At 75.1% G+C, this 22,273-nt stretch carries 21 protein-coding genes; 11 read left to right on the top strand and 10 right to left on the bottom strand.

From position 1 onward, the window contains the following. Positions 1–38: 38 nt before the first annotated feature. From ACZ7C5_RS16690 to ACZ7C5_RS16680, 3 genes are all read right to left on the bottom strand, one after another. Complete coding sequence (locus ACZ7C5_RS16690; protein WP_401083917.1) at positions 39–959, bottom strand: LysR family transcriptional regulator; 921 nt, start codon at positions 957–959, stop codon at positions 39–41. A 9-nt stretch (positions 960–968) separates the two neighbouring features. Further along, positions 969–2,192, bottom strand: a complete 1,224-nt coding sequence (locus ACZ7C5_RS16685; RefSeq protein WP_470322820.1) for an aminoglycoside phosphotransferase family protein — start codon at positions 2,190–2,192, stop codon at positions 969–971. 185 nt (positions 2,193–2,377) lie between these two features. Next, entirely contained in the window at positions 2,378–3,235 is an 858-nt protein-coding gene (locus tag ACZ7C5_RS16680; RefSeq protein ID WP_401083914.1) for a PhzF family phenazine biosynthesis protein, read from the bottom strand. 679 nt (positions 3,236–3,914) lie between these two features. On the opposite strand from ACZ7C5_RS16680, the gene ACZ7C5_RS16675 reads away from it, so the two are divergent. The 3 genes from ACZ7C5_RS16675 to ACZ7C5_RS16665 all read left to right on the top strand — a co-directional run bounded on the left by ACZ7C5_RS16675 (position 3,915) and on the right by ACZ7C5_RS16665 (position 6,549). Further along, the gene (locus tag ACZ7C5_RS16675) at positions 3,915–4,718 is read left to right on the top strand and encodes an MBL fold metallo-hydrolase (protein ID WP_401083912.1); all 804 of its coding nucleotides are present in this window, start codon (positions 3,915–3,917) and stop codon (positions 4,716–4,718) included. Between the two features lie 7 nt (positions 4,719–4,725). Beyond that, on the top strand, positions 4,726–5,157 hold the full coding sequence (locus ACZ7C5_RS16670) for a nuclear transport factor 2 family protein (protein ID WP_401083910.1): 432 nt from the start codon (positions 4,726–4,728) through the stop codon (positions 5,155–5,157). Between the two features lie 117 nt (positions 5,158–5,274). Beyond that, a complete protein-coding gene (locus tag ACZ7C5_RS16665; RefSeq protein ID WP_401083908.1) occupies positions 5,275–6,549 on the top strand; it encodes an NAD(P)/FAD-dependent oxidoreductase in 1,275 nt (424 codons plus the stop codon). Positions 6,550–6,554: 5 nt separating this feature from the next. Here the strand turns inward: ACZ7C5_RS16665 and ACZ7C5_RS16660 are convergent, their stop codons facing one another. Continuing rightward, positions 6,555–7,529 (bottom strand): right-handed parallel beta-helix repeat-containing protein, encoded by a 975-nt coding sequence (locus ACZ7C5_RS16660; protein WP_470322819.1) that lies wholly within the window; start codon positions 7,527–7,529, stop codon positions 6,555–6,557. Positions 7,530–7,696: 167 nt separating this feature from the next. Here ACZ7C5_RS16660 and ACZ7C5_RS16655 point away from each other — a divergent pair, with 167 nt between their 5' ends. Then, the gene (locus ACZ7C5_RS16655; RefSeq protein ID WP_401083904.1) at positions 7,697–8,113 is read left to right on the top strand and encodes a DUF3592 domain-containing protein; all 417 of its coding nucleotides are present in this window, start codon (positions 7,697–7,699) and stop codon (positions 8,111–8,113) included. Positions 8,114–8,191: 78 nt separating this feature from the next. Here ACZ7C5_RS16655 and ACZ7C5_RS16650 read toward each other — a convergent pair whose 3' ends face one another. The 3 genes from ACZ7C5_RS16650 to ACZ7C5_RS16640 all read right to left on the bottom strand — a co-directional run bounded on the left by ACZ7C5_RS16650 (position 8,192) and on the right by ACZ7C5_RS16640 (position 10,716). Continuing rightward, positions 8,192–8,869: a GOLPH3/VPS74 family protein gene (locus tag ACZ7C5_RS16650; protein WP_470322818.1), complete on the bottom strand. Its 678-nt coding sequence runs from the start codon at positions 8,867–8,869 to the stop codon at positions 8,192–8,194. A gap of 47 nt (positions 8,870–8,916) precedes the next feature. Further along, positions 8,917–9,837, bottom strand: a complete 921-nt coding sequence (locus ACZ7C5_RS16645) for a Clp protease N-terminal domain-containing protein (protein ID WP_401083901.1) — start codon at positions 9,835–9,837, stop codon at positions 8,917–8,919. A gap of 321 nt (positions 9,838–10,158) precedes the next feature. Beyond that, a complete protein-coding gene (locus tag ACZ7C5_RS16640; RefSeq protein ID WP_470322817.1) occupies positions 10,159–10,716 on the bottom strand; it encodes a universal stress protein in 558 nt (185 codons plus the stop codon). Between the two features lie 274 nt (positions 10,717–10,990). Between ACZ7C5_RS16640 and ACZ7C5_RS16635 the strand changes: the two genes are divergently transcribed. The 5 genes from ACZ7C5_RS16635 to ACZ7C5_RS16615 all read left to right on the top strand — a co-directional run bounded on the left by ACZ7C5_RS16635 (position 10,991) and on the right by ACZ7C5_RS16615 (position 16,487). Then, complete coding sequence (locus ACZ7C5_RS16635; protein ID WP_401083897.1) at positions 10,991–12,781, top strand: oleate hydratase; 1,791 nt, start codon at positions 10,991–10,993, stop codon at positions 12,779–12,781. Positions 12,782–12,912: 131 nt separating this feature from the next. Beyond that, a complete protein-coding gene (locus tag ACZ7C5_RS16630; RefSeq protein WP_401083895.1) occupies positions 12,913–13,260 on the top strand; it encodes a GntR family transcriptional regulator in 348 nt (115 codons plus the stop codon). Then, positions 13,257–14,282: a DUF1648 domain-containing protein gene (locus tag ACZ7C5_RS16625; protein WP_470322816.1), complete on the top strand. Its 1,026-nt coding sequence runs from the start codon at positions 13,257–13,259 to the stop codon at positions 14,280–14,282. The genes ACZ7C5_RS16630 and ACZ7C5_RS16625 overlap by 4 nt, the downstream gene beginning before the upstream one ends. A 513-nt stretch (positions 14,283–14,795) precedes the next feature. Next, on the top strand, positions 14,796–15,548 hold the full coding sequence (locus tag ACZ7C5_RS16620) for a hypothetical protein (RefSeq protein ID WP_470322815.1): 753 nt from the start codon (positions 14,796–14,798) through the stop codon (positions 15,546–15,548). Between the two features lie 99 nt (positions 15,549–15,647). Beyond that, a complete protein-coding gene (locus tag ACZ7C5_RS16615; RefSeq protein ID WP_401083889.1) occupies positions 15,648–16,487 on the top strand; it encodes an SAM-dependent methyltransferase in 840 nt (279 codons plus the stop codon). Positions 16,488–16,547: 60 nt separating this feature from the next. Here the strand turns inward: ACZ7C5_RS16615 and ACZ7C5_RS16610 are convergent, their stop codons facing one another. Continuing rightward, positions 16,548–17,207, bottom strand: coding sequence for a response regulator (locus ACZ7C5_RS16610; protein ID WP_401084509.1), 660 nt, complete (start codon positions 17,205–17,207; stop codon positions 16,548–16,550). A 50-nt stretch (positions 17,208–17,257) separates the two neighbouring features. Beyond that, complete coding sequence (locus tag ACZ7C5_RS16605) at positions 17,258–18,529, bottom strand: sensor histidine kinase (RefSeq protein WP_401083887.1); 1,272 nt, start codon at positions 18,527–18,529, stop codon at positions 17,258–17,260. Between the two features lie 158 nt (positions 18,530–18,687). Between ACZ7C5_RS16605 and ACZ7C5_RS16600 the strand changes: the two genes are divergently transcribed. Together ACZ7C5_RS16600 and ACZ7C5_RS16595 are read left to right on the top strand one after the other, a co-directional pair. Beyond that, positions 18,688–19,620 (top strand): ATP-binding cassette domain-containing protein, encoded by a 933-nt coding sequence (locus ACZ7C5_RS16600; protein ID WP_401083885.1) that lies wholly within the window; start codon positions 18,688–18,690, stop codon positions 19,618–19,620. Continuing rightward, positions 19,617–20,468: an ABC-2 transporter permease gene (locus ACZ7C5_RS16595; RefSeq protein ID WP_470322814.1), complete on the top strand. Its 852-nt coding sequence runs from the start codon at positions 19,617–19,619 to the stop codon at positions 20,466–20,468. Before ACZ7C5_RS16600 ends, ACZ7C5_RS16595 begins: the two co-directional genes overlap by 4 nt. Before the next feature lie 59 nt (positions 20,469–20,527). Here ACZ7C5_RS16595 and ACZ7C5_RS16590 read toward each other — a convergent pair whose 3' ends face one another. Then, positions 20,528–22,042: an MFS transporter gene (locus ACZ7C5_RS16590; protein WP_470322813.1), complete on the bottom strand. Its 1,515-nt coding sequence runs from the start codon at positions 22,040–22,042 to the stop codon at positions 20,528–20,530. Positions 22,043–22,273 lie beyond the last annotated feature (231 nt).

The following is a 22,273-nucleotide window of genomic DNA, read 5'->3' as shown; positions in this document are numbered from 1 at the left end:
CCCGGCCGGCTGCTCGACCGGCCGGTGTCACCGGGGGCTCAGTCGACGTGTCCGGCCAGCAGCTCCACGAACCCGGCCGCCATCGGATGCGGCCGCCGCTCGTTCGCGACCACCTCCAGCGTGGTCGGCTCCAGCTCCGGCACCGGCAGGAAACGGATGTCCGGCCGCTGGACGTACGTCGTGCTGCGCTCGCACAGCAGCAGCCCCCGGCGGGTGCCGGCCACCATCGACAGCCCCTCCTGGATGGTGGCCGCACCCGCCGCGTACGTCAGTTCGCGCCCGCCCGTCGTCCGCCGGGGCGCGTTCACCTGCCGCCAGTACTCGGGCGCCGGGCCACTCGGCCCGACCAGCGGCAGCGCGGCCAGGTCCTCGGCGCTCACCCCGTCCGCACCGTCCGCCCCGTCCATCCCGACCGGGCGCTGCGCGGCGGAGACCGCCACCCACACCGGCTGCCGGGAGAACTCCATCAGCACCTCCAGCCCCGGTTCCCGGCACGGACCGAGCACGATGGCCAGGTCGACCTCGCCCCGGGCGAGGTGCGAGAACGGGTCCGCCCACGGCAGTTCGACCAGCCGCGCCGACCCCTCCGGCAGGCCCGCGATCACCCGGGCGACCGGCTCGTACACCGCGCACTGGAAGCCCAGCCGAAGCGGCCTCGCCGTCGCGGCCCCGGCCCGGGCGGCGTCGTAGCCCTCCCTGAGCCGCTCGAAGGCGGGCACCACCTGTCCGGCCAGCGCCCGTCCCAGCTCCGTCGGCTCGACCCGGCGGCTGGTGCGTCGGAACAACGGCGCGCCGACCCGGTTCTCCAGGCGCTTGATCAGCTGGGAGACCCGCCCCTGCGAGAGGCCCAGGCGCTCCGCCGTCCGCCCGAAGTGCAGCTGGTGGACGAGGACGGAGAAGCACTCCAGTTCCTGCAGGGGAAGTTCGGGCAGGACGGGGGCCGGTGTCGGTCGTTCCACCTCGGCAGTCTACGCCCGCCGGTCACTCGGGCCGCAGGCCAGCACGGCGCGCAGCTCGGCGGCCGGATCGCCCTCGTGGTAGGGGCGTTCGCTCGGCTCGATGTGGTCCAGGAACTCCTGGTAGCGCAGGGCGTAGGACAGGTGGTACAGCGGCTCGGCGAGTTCGAGCGCGCGCCGCGGGTCGCAGCCGGGGGCGTGCCGTCGCCAGGCCTCCGTCCAGACCCGGGCATGGTGCTGCCAGGCCTCCGGGGCGAGGTAGGCGCGCGGGCGCAGCCCGTCCAGGGCGGGGTGGCCGAGGCAGGAGTCGGCGTAGTCGACGACCACCGCGTTCGCGCCGTCGGAGCGCCAGTTGCCGGGGTGGAAGTCGCCGTGCAGCAGCGTCTCGGGCAGGCCGCAGGCGGCGAGCCGCTCCAGCAGCCCGGGCAGGCCGGCCGCGAAGGCGCCCAGGCGGTCCAGTTCCCCGGGCGTCAGGCCGGTCTCCGCGGCACGCCGGTCCAGCAGGGTCGTCAGCTGGGCCGCCAGGGTGCGGGGGGTGCGGTCGCGCAGGGCGGCCAGGTCGCCCCGGCGGTCGGCGAGCGCCGCCTGGGCGGCGACCAGGCGGGGGACGACGTCGGCGACGGTGCCGGCGGACGGGCTCCAGCAGTCCTCGCCGGGGACGTGGTCGAGCAGCAGCCGCCCACCGGCGGGGTCGGCGGCGAGGACGGTCGGGACGAGCCCGCGGTCGACGCCGCCGAGCAGCGCGATGACCTCACCCTCAAGGGCGTTGAACGTGGGCGTCGTGGTCTTCAGCCAGGCGTCGGCGCCGGTGGCGGTGGGGAGGCGGAGGAGACCGGAGAGGTTCCAGGTGCGGATCTGCCGCACGGGCCCGGCCAACGGGCGCCCGGCGGCCGCGAGTTCGGCCTCCGCCCAGGCCAGCGCCTCGCCCAGGCCTCGCGGCGTGGCCCAGGCGGCGCGGCGCTCGGCGGGGCCGAGCAGCGCGGCCGTGTCACCGTCCAGGGGGCGGGAGCCGAGCGCGGCCGGCCGGCGCAGCGCCTCGGCGTGGTAGCGCACCCACCCGCCGTGGCCGGGCTCCTCGCTGTGCCCGTCGACCAGCCGCGTCACCAGCACCGGCACCCCGGCCGCCTCCGCCGCCCGCGCGACCACCCCGTCCACGGAGGACCACCAGCCGACCTCCACCTCGTAGGGGCCCAGCAGCCCGAAGTACTCGTCGCCGAAGGTGAGATCGACCGTCACGGTCCGACTGCTCGCTCGCTGCATCCGAGCAGCTTCACCCACCGGGGCGGGCACATGCCAACGCTTTTCCGACCGCGTCCGGTGCGGTGACCGTCGACCGGGCACGGGGGCGCCGAGGTGCCCGGCCCCGGGGCGAGGGCGAGCAGGTCCTGCTGCCGCCCCCGCCCTGAGGCCCGCGCCCCACGTCAGCCGATCGCCACCGCCGTGCCCGAGACGCGCACCCGGGTGTCCTCCGCCCGCAGTTCGACCCGCAGGACGCCCGGACGGCCCAGGTCCTCGCCCTGGTGCAGCGTCAGCACCGCCGGGGCCGCCACCGCGCCGAGGTCGCGCAGGTAGGCGCCGAAGGCGGCCGCGGCGGCGCCGGTGGCCGGGTCCTCGACCACGCCGCCGACCGGGAACGGGTCGCGGACGTGGAAGACCTCGGGGGCCTCCCGCCAGGCGAGTTGGAGGGTGGTCAGGTCGCGGGCGCGCATGTGGGCGGCGAGGCCGTCGAAGTCGTAGTCGAGCCTGGCCAGCCGCCCGCGGGTGGCGACCGGCAGCACCAGGTGGCGGGCGCCCGCGTAGGCGATCCGGGGCGGCAGCGCCGGGTCGAGGTCGGCGGCGGACCAGCCGAGCAGCGCGAGCGCCTCCTCGACGTCGGCCGCCGGCACCTCCTCGACCTTCGGCTCCACGCTGGTGAGGGTGGCACGCAGCAGCCCGTCGGCGCCGCGCTCGACCTCGACCGGGACGTCCCCGGCCGCGGTCGCGAAGACGTACCGCCCCGGCCGGGTGTGCTCGGCCACGGCGACGGCGGCGCCGACCGTGGCGTGCCCGCAGAACGGCACCTCGGCGAGCGGGCTGAAGTACCGTACGCGGTAGGCCCCTTCGGCCGGTCCCGCGGTCAGGAAGGCGGTCTCGGAGTACCCGACCTCGGCGGCGATGGCGAGCATCCGCTCGTCGCTCAGCCCGGTGGCGTCGAGCACCACGCCGGCCGGGTTGCCGCCCTCGGGGCGGGTGGCGAAGGCGGCGTAGCGGAGGATCTCGGGGGTGCTGTCGTCGGTCATGACCGGACGAACGTGTTCCGGGCGGCCGCTGTTCCCGCGTCCCCGGGCTCCCGGGCTCCCGGGTTCCCGGGCGGCCGGGGCCTTCAGTCCGTCGGCGGGCTGCTCGGCATCGGCTTCGCCGTCCACCCGGAGAGCGGGCACGACCTGGTGCTGACCGTCTCGCACGGCGGGCACGGCCTGTTCGACGCCGTGACCGGCCTCAAGCCGGCCCGTGACCACGACCCCGCCGAGCACCCGGACGGCGGCGACCTCTCCTGCCCCGGCCTCGGCCAGGTCGCGGACGTGCGCATCCCGGTGGCCGGGCTGTGGGGCGGCGGACTGCACACCGGCGCCGAGGGCGGCTGGCGCATCGAGGTGGTCGCCCCGGAGTGGCCGCACCACCGGGTGCTGCTCGCCGGCGGCCGGGGGCCGTGGCAGGGCGAGCACGGGGAGAGCTGGTGGCTGGTCCTCGACTCCGGCCGGTCCACCTTCCGCGCGGCCGGCTTCTCGCCGACCGGCCGGACCCTCGCGGTGGCCACCAGCAGCGACCTCTCGCCCTGGACCCGGGGGTGGGGCGCGCCCCGGTGTCGCGGCCCCGGCGGAGATCCGCCGGGCAGGCCCCGGCCCTTCCGGATGCGGATGGCGCGCCCAGAGCCGATCCTGGCGGCGAGGCGTGCCCGACCGGAGGAAGGACTCAAACGTGAGTGCACTCGACTTCGAGATCGTCGACAGCCCCGACAGCTCGCTCAACAAGACCTCCGTGCTGGTCACGGGGCCGCACGACGCGCTGCTGGTGGACGCCGGATTCACCCGCTCGGACGGCCGCCGTCTGGTCGAACGGGTCCGGGCGAGCGGCAAGCGGCTGACCACCGTCTTCGTCAGCCACGGCGACCCGGACTTCTACTTCGGCGCCCAGGAGGTACAGGACGCCTTCCCGCAGGCCCGCTTCCTGGCCACCGCCTCGACCGTCGAGCACATCCAGGAGACGTACGAGGCCAAGCTGGGCGCCTGGGCGCACCTGGGCCCGGAGCTGCCCACCCGGCTGGTGCGGCCCGAGGTGCTGCACGGGGACGAGCTGGTCTTCGAGGGCCACCGCTTCGAGCTGCGCGGCGCCGACTTCCACCTGCCGGACCGCCACTACCTCTGGCAGCAGCACCACCGCGCCGTACTGGGCGGGGTGCTGCTCTTCGAGGGCCTGCACGTGTGGACCGCCGACACCCCCACCTCCGCCCAACGGGCCGCCTGGATCGACCTGCTGGACGGCATCGAGGCGCTCCACCCGACCTGGGTGGCGGCCGGCCACCGGATCGCCGGCGCGCCCACCGACCTGAACGCCGTCGACCACACCCGCGCCTACCTGCGGGCCTTCGAGACGGAGATCGGCCGGGCCGGCGACGCGGCCGCCGCCAGGGAGGCGCTGGAGCGGCGGTTCCCGAAGCTGGGACTGCGGATCGCGGTGGACATCGGCACCAAGGTCGCCCTGGGCGAGATGGCCTGGGGGTGAGCGGGCGGTGATCGAGATCCCCAGGGACGTCGCCGAGTTCGCCGAGTCGACCGTCCCCGCCGACGTGGTGCGGCGCCAGTACCTGGCCTCCGCCAGGGGCGACCTGGCCGCGCTGCGCGCCACGCTGGCCGAGGACGTCGAGTGGACCGAGATGGCTGGCTTCCCGCTGGCCGGCACCTACCGGACCCCGAAGGGCGTCACCGCCAACGTGATGGAGCGGCTGGCCGCCGAGTGGGACAACTGGACGGCGCACGACGACACCTACGTGGTGGACGGCGAGACCGTGGTGGTGCTGGGCCGCTACACGGCCGTCCACCGGGCCACCGGGAAGCCGCTCGCGGTCCGGGTCGCCCACCGCTTCACCGTGCGGGGCGGCCGGATCGTGCGCTTCGAGCAGTTCACCGACACCGCGCTGGTCAGGGAGGCGATGACCGCCTGAGGCCTCGGGTTCACTCGTACGGGCGAGCGCGGCACGGCGCGCCAGGTGCGCTCTCGACAGGCCACCCGAACGGAGGCAGGCTGGCCCCGATCACGGTCGGAGAGCGAGGAGTCGAGCATGGCGGGCACGGACACCGGGACGACCGGAGCGGGCGGCACGAGCGGCGGGCGGGAGCGCCCGGTCGTCATCGTCGGGGCGTCCCTGGGCGGCGCCAAGGCCGCCGAGGCGCTGCGCGAGGCCGGGTACCGGGGCGGCATCGTCCTGATCGGTGAGGAGCACGAGCGCCCGTACGAACGGCCGCCGCTGTCCAAGGGCTACCTCCAGGGCAAGACGCCCCGGGAGAAGATCTACGTCCACCCGCCGCAGTGGTACGCCGAGCACGACGTCACGCTGCGGCTGGGCACGGCGGTCGCCGCGATCGACCCGGCCGGGCACGCCGTGACGCTCGCGGACGACGGCCGGGTGGAGTACGCCAAGCTGCTGCTGACCACCGGCTCGGTGCCGCGCCGGCTGCCGGTGCCGGGCGCGGACCAGGACGGGGTGCTCTACCTGCGCCGGGTCGAGGACAGCGACGCGATCAGGGCCGCGCTGCGGCCGGGCGCCCGGATCGCCGTGATCGGCGCGGGCTGGATCGGCCTGGAGGTGGCGGCCGCGGCCCGCGAGGCCGGCGCCGAGGTGACGGTGCTGGAGGCGCTGGAGCTGCCGTTGCTGCGGGTGCTCGGCCGGGAGGTCGCCCAGGTCTTCGCCGACCTGCACCGGGAGCACGGCGTGGACCTGCGCTTCGGCGCCAGGGTGGCCGCGCTGACCGGCGAGGGCGGCACGGTGAACGGGGTGGAGCTCGCCGACGGCACGACGGTGGCCGCCGACGCGGTGGTGGTCGGCATCGGCATCTCCCCCGCCACCGGCCTCGCCGAGGCGGCCGGTCTCGACGTCGACAACGGCATCAAGACCGACCGGCACCTGCGCACCTCGGACCCGGACGTCTACGCGGCCGGCGACGTCGCCAACGCCTACCACCCGCTGTTCGGCAAGCACGTCAGGGTCGAGCACTGGGCCAACGCGCTCAACCAGCCGCAGACCGCCGCCCGCGCGCTGCTCGGGCAGCCGGACGCGGTGTACGACCGGGTTCCCTATTTCTTCACGGACCAGTACGACCTCGGCATGGAGTACGTCGGCTACGTCGAACCGGACGGCTACGACCAGGTGGTGTTCCGCGGCGACCCGGCCACCCGCGAGTTCATCGCGTTCTGGCTGTCCGGCGGCCGGGTGCTCGCCGGGATGAACGTCAACGTCTGGGACGTCACCGACCCGATCCGCGAACTGGTGCGCTCGGGGCGGGTGGTGGACACCAAGGCGCTGGCCGACCCGGACGTGCCGCTCGACGCGCTGTAGCGGCCTCAGCCCACCGGGACGCCGGGGTTCACCAGGCCCCGGCCCCCGGTGACGGTGTTGCCAGCGCCGATCGTCACCGGGCACGTCGCCGGGTCGTGGTTGGTCACGTCGATCGCGTACCGGTCGGGCCCGGTGGCGCCGGTGAGGTCGGAGCGGTTGCCCCGGAAGACGGTGCCGCAGCCCCAGCCCGGCTGGACGCCGTGGGTCTGGTAGCCGTCGTCGGTGGTGCGCCTGCCGGTGTTGTTCTCGACGACGTAGCCGTTGCCCTTCACGTCGACCCAGGAGTCGTCGTGGTTGCGGCCGGTGAGGCCGTCGCCGTCGAAGGTGTTGCCGGAGACCAGGCCGCCGGTGGTGCCCTCCTTGAGGTCCACGTTCTCGCCGCCGATGTTCGGGCCGAAGGTGTTGCCGGTGATCCGCACGAAGTCGCTGCGGTCGGAGAGGGTGTTGGCGGTGCCGACGTAGACGCCCTCGCCCATGCCGTCCCGGCTGAGGCCGGTGTCGTGGACGCGCGAGTCGCGCAGCGTGCCGTGGGCGCTGGAGTTGCGGAAGTGCACGCCCTCCATGGTGGTGTGGTGGACCGTCACGCCGTCGAGCAGCACGTATTCGGCGGCGTCGGCCATGATGCCCTTCTGGGCGCCGGTGACGGTGAGGCCCTGGACGGTCCAGTAGCCCGCGCCGTTGAGGTGGAGGCCGTAGCCGCCGCCGGTGGGAGTGGTGAGGACGGCGTTCGCGGAGCCGGTGAGGGTGATCCTGGCGGTGGCGGTGCCGGGGGTGGTGGCCTTGAAGTTGCCGGAGTAGGTGCCGTCGGCGAGCTGGATGGTCTGGCCGGGCACGGCGGCGGCGAGCGCGGCCTGGAGCTGCTTGGCGGTACCGACCTTGACCACGGGCGGGGCGGCGGCGCCGGCGGCCGGGGCGGCGGAGCCGAGGGTGAGGGCGGCGAGGGTGGTGAGCGCGGCGAGGACGGCGGGGCGCTTGGTCACGGACGGTGCTCCTTGCGGTGGTCGGGGCCGGCGCCGGGGTGGCGGGAGGCCGACGGTGACAGGAACATGCCGCCGTCCAGAGTGGACTGGACCGTTCCGGGGCGTCAAGAGCGCCTCGTCCGCGTGATACTGGAGCCCTGGGGGGAGTCGCGGACAGGGAGGCGGCGATGGGCGGTACGGCCGGGTTCGCCGTGGTGGTGTTCGGTGCCCTGGGCGGCGTGGTCGCCTACCTCGCCGGGGCGGTCGGGCTGCGCGAACTGCGGCGGCTGCGCCGGGTCGGCGTCCCGGTGCGGGCACTGGTGCGCTCCCGCGCCCTGGCCCCGGAGGACATCGCGCTGCCGCCGCGGCCCCTGCTCCAGTTCGAGACCGAGGACGGCCGGGTGGTCGAGGTCTTCTCCCCCGTCCCGTCCACCACCCGCCACCCGCTGCCGGACGGCGGCTTCGTGCCGGTCCGCTACGACCCGGCGGACCCTCGGCAGGTGCTGGTGGACGGCCGGGAGCGGGCAGCGCTGGAGTACGGGTTCCTCGCGCTCGGGGTGCTGGTGGTGCTCGGCGCGATCACCCTCGGCGCCACGGTGCTCTGACGCTCCGAGCGCCCCGGCCGGACGGGCCGGACGGGCCGGACGGGCCGCACGCGTCGGCGAGCGGCCCGCCCGGCGTGCTCAGGCGGAGGCGGCGGTGGTCGCGGCCGACGTCGCCGCGATGACGGCGGCCATGGTGAGCTGCATGGTCCGGATCGCCTGGCGGACGGACTCGGCCGCCCCGTCGCCGGCGGCGATCTCGGCGAAACGCGGCTCGACCTTCCTGCGGGGCAGCTCCGGGAAGGCCAGCCGGTGCAGCCTGGTTCCGTGCAGCACGGCCACCAGGGTGGCGGTGCGCACGTCCGGTTCGACGCCGTGCAGCACGGTCGCGGCCAGCCGCTCGCGCAGTTCGCGCTCCACGCTGCCGTCCGCCTCCGGGTAGCGGCGGACGGGGAAGATGCCCAGCGCGCGGCGGCGCTCCTCGACCACCAGACCGCGCTCGCACAGCCGGCCGACGGCGTCGGCGACCGCCGTGGACCGGTCCTTGGTCAGCCAGTCGGCCGCCTTGGCCCGGCCCGCACGGCGTCCGGCGACCCATGCGTCGAGCCGGGCCAGCCGGCCGTCCAGCAGCGGCTCGCCGGTCGGGGTCCGGTCGGTGACGGTGAGCCGTCCGTCGTCGAGCGCGACCCGTTCGGCCAGCACCAGCTCGGCCAGGATGCCTCCGGTGACGGCCCAGGCTGCGGTGGCGGCGTCCTTCGCCACGCCGGACTCGTCGTCCAGCGAGAGCAGCATCAGCTCCTCGGCGAGGGTGACGTGCATCGGGTGTCCCTTCCGTTCGGTGCCCGCGGATCTCGCTGCCGCGGCGTTCAGGCGCGCAGGGCTTCGACCAGCCGTCGGGCCCTGGTGTCCTCCTCCAGCAACGTCCGGAGCAGCTGTTCGGTGCCCTGACCTGCGACGTCCGCCAGGTAGGCGTCCACCGCGCGCGGGTCCGCGGCCAGCGTGACCTCGCCGGAGTCGAGCGCGGCGCGCGCCCTGGCGTAGCCGAGGCCGAGCCCGGCGAGCAGCTCTCCGACGCCGCTCTCCTCCGCCGACCGCGGCTCCCTGAGGGCCACTTCGTGAACGGCCAGCAGGGCGAGCAGGACGTGCTCGGTGCCGGGCGTGCGGCGGCCGAGGCGTTCGGCCTGGGCGTCGGCCTCCAGTCGGATCCAGGCCGCCGGGCCGCCGGGCCCCGACCGCAGCAGGCGCTTCCAGCGCGGGGCCGGGTGGGCGCGGCGGGCGAGCAGCGCCTCCCGGGTGGGGAGCAGCAGCGGGTCGAGGGCGCCCGGGCCGTCCGGCTCATCCGGCCTGTCCAGCCGGTCCAGCACCGCCTGCGGCGCGACGCCGGCAGCGCGCAGCAGTTCGGCGGCGCGGGTGTCCTCCTCGGCGAGCAGGGCGCGCAGCAGGTGGGCGGCGGTGCAGGCCGGTTCGCCGTCCCGGCGGGCCCGCTCCGTCGCGGCGGTGAGCGCCCGGGCGGCGGACGCGCTCAGCAGCGGGCCGCCCTCGCCGGCGGCGCCGAGCACCTCCCGGGCCGGCACGGCGGCGGCGTGCCCGTCCTCCGCGGTCCAGCGGCCGTCGCGCTCCCCGAGCAGGGCGCGCAGGGTGTCCGCGCCCGCCCCGGCGTCGGCGAGGGCCGCACCGGCGGGGCCTGCCTCCCGGGCCACGGCGAGCAGGAGGTGTTCCGTCCCCCGCAGCCCGCCACCCGGCCCGCCGAGCGCGTGCCAGTCCGGCTCCAGCATGGTCGTCTCCATCGGGCCCCTCCCACGACTGTTGCTTTACTCGAACTGTATGCCCGCTTTCCCCATTCTTTAGAATCATCCGCACGACAAGAACGCGTCAATACGGCACCCTGAGCCGGACGCCGTGCGCGGGCCCCGCTCCCTGTCGGAGCACCCAGGTGCTCGGCACCTCCGGCACGTCCCACCCGGTGACCGGGCGGCCGACTTCGGCGGCCCGATGGCCGGGCCTCTCGGTCCGGGCGGACGGCGCGTGGACGATCACCCACCGGTGCCCGCTCTGCTCGCCCTGCGACGTTCCACCCGCGTCCCCGGGCGGCGCCTGCGCGTCGCGGACTACCGCTCCACCGCGAGGAGTTCGGGTGCCGGTCCGGCCGACGGGTGCCGGCGGGTGCGGCGGTGGGCCGTCTCCATCCTGCGCAGGTCGCGCAGCAGCTCGGGCACCGGGACGGTGAGGACCGGGCAGCCCGCCCGCCGGGCGCAGTAGCCGGGCACCGCGCGCCGCAGCCCGCGGCGCAGCGGGCCGCCGGCGTGGCCGAGCACCAGCAGGTCGTCCGGCCGGTCGGCGACGTGGAGCAGGGCCGGGCCGGTGTCGCCGCGGATCACCACCGGGCGCAGCGGCACACCGGGGTCGGTGCCGCCGAATGCCGCGTCGAGGGCGTCGTGCAGGCGCTGTTCGGCGGCCTCCCTGACGGCCGCGAGCAGCGGCGGGCAGGGCGAGCGCCGGTAGCCGTGTTCGCCGCCGGGCGGCTCCCAGGCGAGCACCGGCACCAGGAGGGCACCGCGGTCGCGGGCCTCGGCGACGCCCCGGTGCAGTGCGGCCAGGCTCGCCAGCGACCCGCTGACCCCGACCACCACCCTGGGCCCGGTCTTCGGACTCCCGTTGCCCTGCATGATCCGTCCTCGTGTGGTCCGCGTTCTCCGTCGTGCTCCACCCAACCGCCGCCACCGGGTCTGACCTGCCCTCCTTGACGGCTTCCTGACGCTCCGGGCCGGGTTCCCAACGCCCTCCATACGCGGCCCGCCCAGCACCCGCGCCACCCGCACCTCACCCGTTCGGCCGATTCAGCGGGCGAAGATCATCACCGGATGGGTGGATGGAGACGGCCCGCCGGGAGCGGCATGCCCGACGGGCGGTTCGATGTCGAACTTTCTAGGGAGCACGGGCTTGTACTACAGCAGCGGCAACTACGAGGCGTTCGCCCGACCGAGGAAGCCGGAGGGGGCCGAACGCAAGCGGGCGTGGTTCGTGGGGTCGGGGCTCGCGGCGCTGGCCGGGGCGGCGTTCCTGGTCAGGGACGGACAGGTGCCCGGCGAGCGGGTCACCGTCCTGGAGCGGCTGAAGCTGGCCGGCGGCGCGCTGGACGGGATCGAGGTGCCCGAGAAGGGCTTCGTGGTCCGCGGCGGACGCGAGCTGGAGGACCACATGGAGTGCCTGTGGGACCTCTTCCGCTCGGTGCCCTCGCTGGAGGTCGAGGGCGCGTCCGTCCTGGACGAGTTCTACTGGCTCAACAAGGACGACCCGAACTTCTCGCTCCAGCGGGTCACCGAGCGCCGCGGCCAGGACGCCCGTACGGACGGCCGGTTCGCGCTCGACGACAGGGCGCAGAAGGACCTGGTCCGCGTCTTCCTCGCCACCCGCGAGGAACTGGAGGGCAAGCGGATCGACGAGGTCTTCTCGCGGAACTTCCTGGACAGCAACTTCTGGCTGTACTGGCGCACCATGTTCGCCTTCGAGGAGTGGCACGGCGCGCTGGAGATGAAGCTCTACCTGCACCGCTTCATCCACCACATCGGCGGGCTGCCGGACCTGTCCGCGCTGAAGTTCACCAAGTACAACCAGTACGAGTCCATGGTCCTGCCGCTGACCCGCTGGCTGATGGGCCAGGGCGTGCGGTTCCGCTACGAGGTCGAGGTCACCGACATCGACTTCGACCTCTCGCCGGCCGCCGACGGCTCCCCCGTTCGCAAGCAGGCCACCCGGATCCACTGGCGGGAGGCCGGCCGGGAGGGCGGTGTGGACCTCGGCCCGGACGACCTGGTGTTCACCACCATCGGCTCGCTGACCGAGAACTCCGACGACGGCGACCAGCACACCCCGGCCCGGCTGGACGAGGGTCCGGCCCCCGCCTGGGACCTGTGGCGCCGGATCGCCGCCAAGGACCCGGCGTTCGGCCGCCCCGAGGTGTTCTGCGGCAACATCGCCGAGAGCAAGTGGGAGTCGGCGACGGTCACCACGCTGGACGCCCGCATCCCGCACCACATCCGGAAGGTGGCCAGGCGCGACCCGTTCGGCGGCGGCGTCGTGACCGGCGGCATCGTCACCGCCCGGGACTCCTCCTGGCTGCTGAGCTGGACGGTCAACCGCCAGCCGCACTTCAAGCAGCAGCCCGCCGACCAGGTCGTCGTCTGGGTCTACTCCTTGTTCGTCGACCGCCCCGGCGACTTCGTGAAGAAGCCGATGCAGGAGTGCACCGGCGAGGAGATCACCCGGGAATGGCTGTACCACCTGGGCGTGCCGGTCGGGGAGATTCCCGAACTGGCCGCGCGGGCCGCCCGTTGCGTGCCGGTGATGATGCCGTACGTGACGTCCTTCTTCCTGCCCAGGCACGCGGGCGACCGGCCGGACGTGGTGCCCGAGGGCGCCGTCAACTTCGCCTTCATCGGCCAGTTCGCGGAGACCACCCGGGACTGCGTCTTCACCACCGAGTACTCGGTGCGCACCGGCATGGAGGCCGTCTACCGGCTGCTCGGGGTCGAGCGCGGCGTGCCCGAGGTGTTCAACTCCACCTACGACGTGCGCAAGCTGCTCGCGGCGACCACCCGGCTCCGGGACGGCGCCGAACTCGACCTGCCGGGGCCCGAGTTCCTGCGCAAGCGACTGCTGCGCCGACTGGAGGCCACCGAGATCGGGGAGCTGATGCAGGAGTTCGGCCTGATCGAGGACGAGCGGAAGTAGCGGTCGGCGAGGGAGGGGGCGGGCCCGCGGGGTCCGTCCCCTCCCTCGCCGCGCCCGTCCCCTTCCGGTCCGCCGCGTCCCTCCCCGGACCGTCGCACATAAACACGCATGGTGCTATCGTCAGTAGCACCATGTTGCTGAAGCTGGATGTCGGAGACACCCGACCGTTGCACGAACAGGTCGCGGGCGCGATCAGACGGGCCGTCGCCGAGGGCGAGTGCGCCCCCGGGGACAAGCTGCCCCCGGCCAGGGAGCTCTCCCTGGCGCTGGGGGTGAACACCAACACCGTCCTGCGCGGGCTGCGCACGCTGCGCGACGAGGGCGTACTGGAGTTCCGCCGGGGCCGCGGCATCACGATCGCGGCCGGCGCCGACACTCGCTCCGAACTGGTGGACCGGGTACGGACGTTGGTCGCGGACGCGGCCAGGGCCGGCTACAGCAGGAACGATCTCGTGGACATGATCAGGGGGATCTCGTGACGGACGAGGGGACGATTTCGAAGGGCGCCACGGCACAGCCGCCGGCACACGGGCCGGCACGCCCCGGCGCCCTCTGGGCCGCGGCGGTCTGGTCGGCCGGCGTACTGGCGCTGCTGATCGCACTGCCGCTGACGGCACGCCACCGGCTGCCGGACCCGCTGGCCACCCACTGGGGCGGGCGGGAGCCGGACGGCTCGATGTCGGTGACGGCGGCCACGCTGTTCCCTGCCGCGTTCTGGGCCGTCCTGGTGCTGGTCTCGGTGGCCCTGCGACGGTACGGGGCCGGCCGGACGCCCGGGGCAGCGGCGGTCACGCTGGCGACCGGCGGGGTGCTGCTGACGGGGGCGCAGACCTCCATCGTGCACGCCAACCTGGACCGCGCCCGCTGGCAGGACGCCGCGCCGATGGGCATCGAGGTGGCCCTGGTGCTGCTGGCCACCGGCCTCGCCGGACTGCTGACCTGGCTGGCCTGCCGCCGCTACGGCGCCCGGCCCGAGCCGCTCCCGGCAGCCGGGGAACCGGCGCTGGAGGTGCCGCCGGGCGAGCGGTTCGTCTGGCTGTCCCGGGCCGCCAATCCGTGGCTGCAACTGGTCGCGGCGGTGTCCGGACTGGCCGCGGCGGCGGGAGTGGTGGCCGCCGCGAGCGGGGTCGCCGGTCCTGGCTGGCCGCTGGTGGTGCCGTGCGCCGTCGTCTCCCTCGCCTCGCTCGCCTGCTCCTCGGTGCGGGCGCGGGTGACCGCCCGCGGCCTGACCGTCGGCTTCGGCCCGTTCGGCCGGCCCGCCCGCCACTGGTCCCCCGCCGAGCTGGACTCCGCCCGCGCCGAGCGGCGCACCGCCGCGCAGGCGGGCGGCTGGGGTTACCGGGTCAACGGGCTCGGCACCACCGTGATGCTGCGCGGGGGCGTCTGCCTGGTGGTCCGCACCCGCCGGGGCACGGACTTCGCGGTCAGCGTCGACGACGCCGAGCGCGGCGCGGCACTGCTCAACGCGCTGATCGCGCGCACCCGGCAGCCCACCGGCTGAGCGGTCCGCGCGACGGGGTACCAGGCGGTCCGGTCACCATGACCGGGCCGCCTCGCCGTTACCCGCTCCGCCCGTCCTCACGGCTCCCCCTCCCCCGCGCGCAGTTCGGTGGCGATCTGCCGCCGGCCGGCGACCAGCGTCTCCAGCACCACCCCGAGGCAGGACAGCGGACGATGCCGTCAGATCCGATCAGTGATCGGAAGGGAATGGCGTGGATCAATTCGGCTTCGGGCAGAAGGTGTCGGCCTATTGGGAGCCGCTGATCCGGACTCCCGCCGGGGAGTTGAACCGAGGGGGTGCGCACAGCCGTAGCAGATGGCCACCCCGGGTTCTCCGGGCGGCCACCTCGGGCGTAAACCACTCAAATCGGTGGTGCGTCGAACGCCGATGCGGGTACACAAATGACGGTCGCTCAGTTGTGCGGCGGTGCCCGTCCGCACCGCCCCACGCCGTCCCCCCGCGACCGGAGGATCCGCGGGCCCCGGTGCCCGCGCGGAAGGCAAGGAGGCGTCCGTGACGCACGACTCTCTCGCGCAGAATCCCGTCGGTGTCCGGCGGAGCATCCAGGACGTTCGGACCATCGCGATGCTGCGCCTCGGCGTCGGCCTGACAGGCATCCTGCTGCCCCCGGCCCTGCCGTTCGGCAACTGGCTGGCCGCCGAGGTGACGGGGCGCGGCACCGACGACTTCTGGCCGGGCTCGATGAGCGCCTCGTACTACACCGACACCCGGAACCTCTTCGTCGGCGGGCTGTGCGCGCTCGGGGTCTTCCTGATCTGCTACCGCTTCGACCGCAGGGACGACCGCTGGAGCACGGCGGCCGGGGTGTTCGCGCTCGGGGTCGCGCTGTGCCCGACGTCGCAGGCCGGCAGCTCGGGCCTTGAGCGCACCGTCGGGATGTTCCACCTGGCCTTCGCGGCCCTGCTGTTCGTCATGCTGGCGATGTTCTGCCTCTACTCCTTCCGCAACCCGCGCTCCACCCAGCCGGCCCGGGTGGGCACGGCCTACCTGGTGGCCGGGGTGGTGATCCTGGCCGCCCTGGCGCTCTCCGTCCTGGCCGGGGTGACGGGCGTCGGCTCGGGCTGGCCGGTGCGGCCGCTGTACCTGTGCGAGTGGCTGGCCACCTGGGCCTTCGGCCTGGCCTGGATCGGCGCCGCACTCGAACTCGCGGCGCACGGCCGGGGCGGCTCCGACCCGGCGGCGGCCCTCCCGCGTCAGGCCGGGCCCGCACTGTCGGCACCGATCCGCCCGGAGGCCCAGGCCTGAGGCCCCGTCACCCTCCCTCACCGGCCGACCGTTACCATGCGCACCATGGGCCGCCACCGCGGCGGCCGGTGACGGAACCCCAGCAACGGGAGGGCGAGCATGGCGAACGAGGTCCGGGCAGAGCACGGTCCGCAGGAGGATTACCCGTCGGTGGACCTGCGGATGGACGTTCCGCACTCCGCCCGGGTCTACGACTACCTCATCGGCGGCAAGACCAACTTCGAGGCGGACCGGGTCGCGGCGCACGCCTCGGTGCAGGCCTGGCCGTCGCTGCCGATCTCGATGCGCACCACCCGCGAATTCATGCAGCGCTCGGTGCGCCGGCTCGCCGAGGAGTACGGCGTGCGGCAGTTCCTGGACGTCGGCACCGGCATCCCCACCTCGCCGAACGTGCACGAGATCGCCCAGTCGATCGCTCCCGAGGCCCGGGTCGCGTACGTGGACAACGACCCGATCGTGCTGACCCACGCGCGCGCCCTGATGGACAGCAGCGCGCAGGGCCGCACCTGTTACGTCAACGCCGACTTCCGCGACCCGGAGTCGATCATCGACAACCCCCGGCTGCGCGAGGTGCTAGACCTCTCCCAGCCGGTGGCGCTGTCGCTGATCGCGATCGTCCACTTCGTGCTGGACGAGGACGACCCGCAGGGCATCGTGCGCCGCTTCATGGACGCCCTGGCACCCGGCAGCTTCCTCGCCCTGACGGTCTTCACCGGCGACACCGACCCGGTGGGCGTGGGCGGTGTCGGCCGCGAGTACAACGCGCGCGGCATCCCGTTGCAGATCCGCGACAAGGCCGAGACGGAGGCCTTCTTCGAGGGCTTCGAGCTGCTCGACCCGGGTGTCACCCTGGTGCACCGCTGGCAGCCGGACGCGGACGCGGCGCCCGTCCGCGACCGGGACATCGCGATGTACGCGGGTGTGGCGATCAAGCGCTGAGCGCAGAATCGTTTCTGCCTCTCGTTTTCTGGAGGCGGGCATGGTCCTCCGCCCCTCCGGTCAGCCGGACACGGAGACCAGGCCCGCCTCGTACGCCAGGATCACCAGCTGTACCCGGTCCCTGGCGTCCAGCTTGGCCAGCAGCCGGGTCATGTAGGTCTTGACGGTCGCGATGCTGAGCACCAGCTCGGCCGCGATCTCGGTGTTGGACAGCCCCCGGCCGACCAGGGTGAGGATCTCCCGCTCGCGGGCGGTGATCGCCGCCAGCCGCCGCTCGGCGGCCGCGGTCAGGCCGGCCGGTGAACCGGGGCCTGCCGCCGGGGCACCGGGAGCGGGCGCGGACCGAGGGTGGCGACCGCCCACGATGGCCCCGATCAGCCGCCGGGTGACGCTCGGTGCGATCAGCGCGTCCCCGGCGGCCACCACCCGCACCGCGCCGAGGATGTCGTCCAGCGCCATGTCCTTGACCAGGAAGCCGGACGCCCCGGCGTGCAGCGCCGCGTACACGTGCTCGTCCTCGTCGAAGGTGGTCAGCACCACCACCCTGGTCGGGCCGCCCTCGGCGGTCACCTGCCGGGTGGCCTCGATGCCGTCCATGCCGGGCATCCTGATGTCCATCACCACGACGTCCGGCCGCAGTTCGGCGGCCAGCCGGACGGCCTCGGCCCCGGTGCCCGCCTCGCCGACCACCTCGACGTCCGCCGTCTCGGCGATGACCATCTCCAGCGCGGCGCGCACCAGCGGCTGGTCGTCGGCCAGCACCACCCGGATCACGCGCCTGCCCCCTCGCCCGACGGGGCCGCCACCGAGGCGGCTTCGGGCACCGGCAGCCGGGCCGCGACCCGGAACCCGCCCCCGGGCAGCGGCCCGGCCTCGAACTCGCCGCGCAGCAGGGCGACCCGCTCCCGCAGCCCGACCAGTCCGAAGCCGGCACCCGGCCCGGCGCCGACGTGCCCGACAGTACGTGACACGGCACCACGTGGCCCGGCAGCACGCGCCCGGCCCCGGCCCTCGTTGGTGACCTCGACGGACAGCTCCCCCGTCGTCCGGTGGTCCAGCGCGACCACGCAGGCGCCGACGCCCGCGTGCCGCACCACGTTGGCCACCGACTCCTGGACGACCCGGAAGGCCGCGAGATCGACCTCCGGCGGCAGCGGCCCCGGCTCCCCGTGCCGCCGGACCTCCACCCGCACCCCCGCGGCGGTGGTCGCCCCGGCCAGCCGGTCGATGTCGGCGAGGCCCTGCGGCGCCACCTCCGAGGCCTCGCCGTCGGCCCGGCGCAGCGCGACCAGCATCCGGCGCAGCGCGGCCAGGGTGTCCCGGCCGGCGGTCTCGATCTCGCCGAGCGCCTCCTTGGCCCGCTCCGGCCGACGGTCGATCACCCGGCGGGCCGCGCCGGCCTGGAGGGCGACGATGCCGAGGCTGTGCGCCACGGTGTCGTGCATCTCCCGGGCGATCCGCAGCCGTTCGGCCGCGACCGCCTCCTCGGCCGCCCGGGCGCCGAGCGCCTCGGCGTGCTCCCGGTTCTGCCGCACCGAGCGGCCGACCAGCCAGGCGACCAGCGCGAGCAGCGCGCCGCCGTCGGCCGAGCCGATGTGGGTGCCGGTGAAGATGCCCACCGTGGTGCCGCTCACCATGCCGATGTGCAGCACCAGGACGACCATGACCAGGGCGAACACGGCCCTGGAGCTGCGGCGCGGCCGGGTGGCGGTGATCAGGCAGAGCGCGGTGTCCACGGCGAGCAGCGCGCCCGGCGCCACCTGGGCCCGGGCGGACCAGCCGTCGGTCTCGGTGAACGCGGCGACCAGCAGCAGGGCGACCGAGAGCACCGGCAGCCGACGCACCAGCGCCGCGCCCGCGAAGGCCACCACGGTGTCGGCCAGGGTGAAGGCCAGGCCGCCGTGCGCGGCGGCGCCGGGGTGCTGGGCGGCGTCACCGCCCATCCGGACGGCGGGGTAGCCGGCGGCCACGCACCAGGCGAGGCCGACCCAGACCTCGGGCGGGACGCGCCGGACCAGCGGTTGAGCGGGGGACGAGGGCATGGTCCATGATCGTAACGGCGGCCCGGAACGCCGTCATCCAGCCGTGGTTGTACGGCCTGGTGACATCCACGGTCGTACGGCCCCGGGTGACCTCCGCCCCGGGAGTGTCGACGCCGGTCCGATGCGGGCCGCCGGCTCCCCCAGGCACCGTGGAGCCCATGATCGAAGTCACCGAGCTGACCAAGCGGTACGGCCGTGGACGGCGCGCCCGCACCGCCGTCGACCGCCTCACCTTCACCGTCCACCCCGGCCGGGTCACCGGCTTCCTGGGCCCCAACGGCGCGGGCAAGTCCACCACCCTGCGGCTGGTCCTCGGCCTGGGCGACCCCACCGCCGGTGCCGTCACCGTCGAGGGCCGTTCCTTCCGCGACCGGCCGCGCGGTCTGCGGCACGTCGGCGCCCTGCTGGACGCGGGCGACGTGCACGGCGGGCGCACCGGCCGGGCACACCTGACGGTGCTGGCCCGCGGCAACCGCATCCCGCTCGGCCGGGTGGACGAGGTGCTGGCGGAGGCCGGGATCGCCGAGGCGGCCGAGCGCCGCGTCAGGGGCTACTCGCTGGGCATGCGGCAGCGGCTGGGCATCGCGGGCGCGCTGCTCGGCGACCCGCCGGTGCTGCTGTTCGACGAGCCGCTGAACGGGCTGGACCCGGAGGGCGTGCGCTGGCTGCGCGGACTGTTCCGGCGGCTCGCCGACGAGGGGCGCACGGTGTTCGTCTCCAGCCACATGATGGCCGAGATGGAGCACACCGCCGACCACCTGGTGGTGGTCGGGCGCGGCCGGCTGATCGCCGACGAGAGCCTGACCGAGTTCTCGGCCCGGGCCGGCCGGGCCTCGCTGGCCACCGTCACCGTCCGGGCCGCCGAACCCGACCGGCTGGCGGCCGTGCTGACGGCGGCGGGCGCCACCGTCGGGACCGGCCGGGACGGCGCCCTCGCGGTGACCGGCCTGGACGCCACCAGGATCGGTGAACTCGCCCTGGAGCAGCGCCTGTTGCTGCACGCCCTGACCGCCACGAGCGCCTCCCTGGAGGAGGCGTTCATGGAACTGACCGCCGACAGCGTCGAGTACCCCGCCGGAGGGCCCCGTTGAGCACCACGACCGTCGACCACCACGCCGGGCCCCGCGCCCGCCCCGAGCCCCGCGCCCGCTTCGCCGACCTGCTGGCCGCCGAGTGGATCTCGTTCTGGTCGCTGCGCTCGGTCCGCTGGGTGCTCGGCCTCAGCGCCCTGGCGATCGTCGCCGCCGGCCTCAAGTCCGCGCTGTACACCCGCGACCACTACACCCCGGGCGAGGGCGACCCCGCGGTCATGGCGCAGGTGGCGCTGAACGACGCGTTCAACCTCGCCGCCGGCGACATCCTGATGCTGGTCGCGGGCGGCATCGGCGCGATCGTCATCGCGGGCGAGTACGCGACCGGGCTGATCCGCGCCACGCTGGCCGCGGTGCCCGACCGCCGGGCGGTGATCGTCGCCAAGGCCTGCGTGTCGGCGGCCGTGCTGTTCGGCTACGGGGTGCTCACCGTGGGCGTCTCCTTCGGCCTGACCCAGGCGATCCTCTCCGACGCCGGCATCGGACAGTCCCTCACCGACCCGGCCGCCCTGCGGTACGTCGCGGCGGCGGTGCTGTTCGGCCCGGTCTGCGCACTGGTCGGGCTGGGCCTGGGCACCCTGATCCGGCACGGCGCCGGCGCCGTGGTCGGCACCGTCGTGGTGCTGTTCTTCGTCCCCTCGCTGGTCACCGAGCGCTACCGGTGGAGCGCCGACCTGCTGCACGCCCTGCCGCTGCCCGCCTGGCAGCGGCTGGCCAGGACCACCCTGGTGGGCCAGCGCCCGTCCGAGTACCCGGCCACCGTCGCGGGCTCCTGGATCACCTTCGCGGCCTGGTCGCTGGCCTCGGTGGCCGTCGCGGCACTCGCGATCCGGCGCCGGGACCACTGACGGCCACCAGGACCACCGGCCGCCACCGGTCCGGCCCGGGCATCCGGGCCGGCCCCGGGTCAGGGCCCGTCCCCCACCCGGGGCCCGCGGGCCCGGAAGCTGCCCCGGCCGGAGGACATGTCGGTGACCGCCACCAGCAGCGCGGCCAGCACCAGGCCGGCCGCGACCGTCACCCCGAGCTGGAAGGCGAGCGCCCAGTCCGGGCGGGGCCCGGCGGCGTGGGCGAAGAACACCGAGCCGACGACGGCGATGCCCACCGCCGAGCCGACCCGCTGCGCGGTCTGCAACACCCCGCCCGCGCTGCCCGCCCTGGCCACCGGCACCTGCTGGAGGGTCAGCGTCTGGTTCGGGGCGATCACCAGCCCGCTGCCGATCCCGGCGACCAGCAGCGGCAGCGCCGTCGTCCAGCCCACGTGCGGCCCTGACCACAGCTGCACCGCGAGCGCCGAGGCCAGCAGGCCGGCCAGCACCAGCACCAGTCCGGCCACCACCAGCCGCCGCCCCAGGCGGCTCACCAGGCGCCCGCCCACAGCCGCGGCCACGCCCGAGCCGACCGCGAACGGGGTGATCGCCAGGCCCGCCGTCAGCGCCGAGTAGTGCAGGCCCGCCTGGAGGTAGAGCGTGAAGATGAAGAAGATCGCGGTGAACCCGGCGAAGTACACCAGCGACAGCAGGGTCCCCGCCGCGTACGAGCGCACCGCGAACAGCGCCATGCTGACCAGTGGTTCGCGCCGTCGCCCGTAGTGCAGCTCCCAGCCGACGAAGGCGGTGAGCAGCACCGCCGCGAGCGGCACCAGCAGCCAGCGGGTCGGGCCGTGCCACTGCTGCGCCTGGACGAACGGCAGGAGCAGCGCGACCGTCCCGGCGCCGAGCAGCAGCACCCCGACCGGGTCGAAGTCCCGGTGCCCGGCCCGCTCGGCGGCGGGCGGCGGCGCCGGCAGCAGCCGGTAGGCGATCGGCAGCGCGGCGACGCCGATCGGCAGGTTGACCAGGAACACCCAGCGCCATCCGTTCTCCGGGCCGACGACGTGGATCAGCAGGCCGCCGAGCAGCGGCCCGACGGCGGTGGACAGCCCGATGGTCGAGCCGAGCGCGCCGAAGGCCCGGCCGCGGTCGGCGCCCTGGAACAGCACCTGGATGAAGCCGGACACCTGCGGCACCAGCACCCCGCCCGCGGCGCCCTGGAACAGCCGCGCCAGCACCAGCCACTCCTGGTTCTGCGCCGCGCCGGCGAGCGCGCTCGCCACGGTGAACAGCGCGAGCCCGGCGAGGAAGACGGCCCGCCGGCTGCGCGCGTCGCCGAGCCGCCCGGAGGGCACCAGCACCAGGCCGAAGGCCAGCGCGTAGCCGCTGAGCACCCACTGGAGGCCGCTGTCGGACATGTGCAGCTCGTCCCGTACGGTCGGCAGCGCGACGTTGACGATGCTGACGTCCAGCAGGGTCATGAACCCGGCGACCAGGCAGACCGCGAGCGCCCGCCAGCGGCGGGCGGCGGCCCGGCCGCCGACGGCGGTGGCGCCTGGCTGCGTCGGCTGCGTCGGCTGCGGGGAACTGGGCGGAGGGTCGGCGGTCATGGGAGCCCCTTCCCGGGGGTCCGGGGGCGTCCGGGCCGACGGGCGGCCGTCGGTCGACTTCGCTCGGCCCATCCTCGCCCGGCCCTCCCGGGGCCGCCACCCCGGGTCGTCACGCCGCGTCACCTGCCCAGGGCGCCCCCGGATCACGCAGCCGGGCCGCTCCCCCGGGCCGCCACCGGCCGCATCACCCGAACGGCCGAACCGGATCGCGACCGGCGCCGGTACCCCGGA

It is taken from the genome of Kitasatospora sp. NPDC036993 (assembly GCF_055607525.1).
Note: the sequence above shows the minus strand (reverse complement) of the source record. Positions and strands in the feature narration are given on the sequence as shown.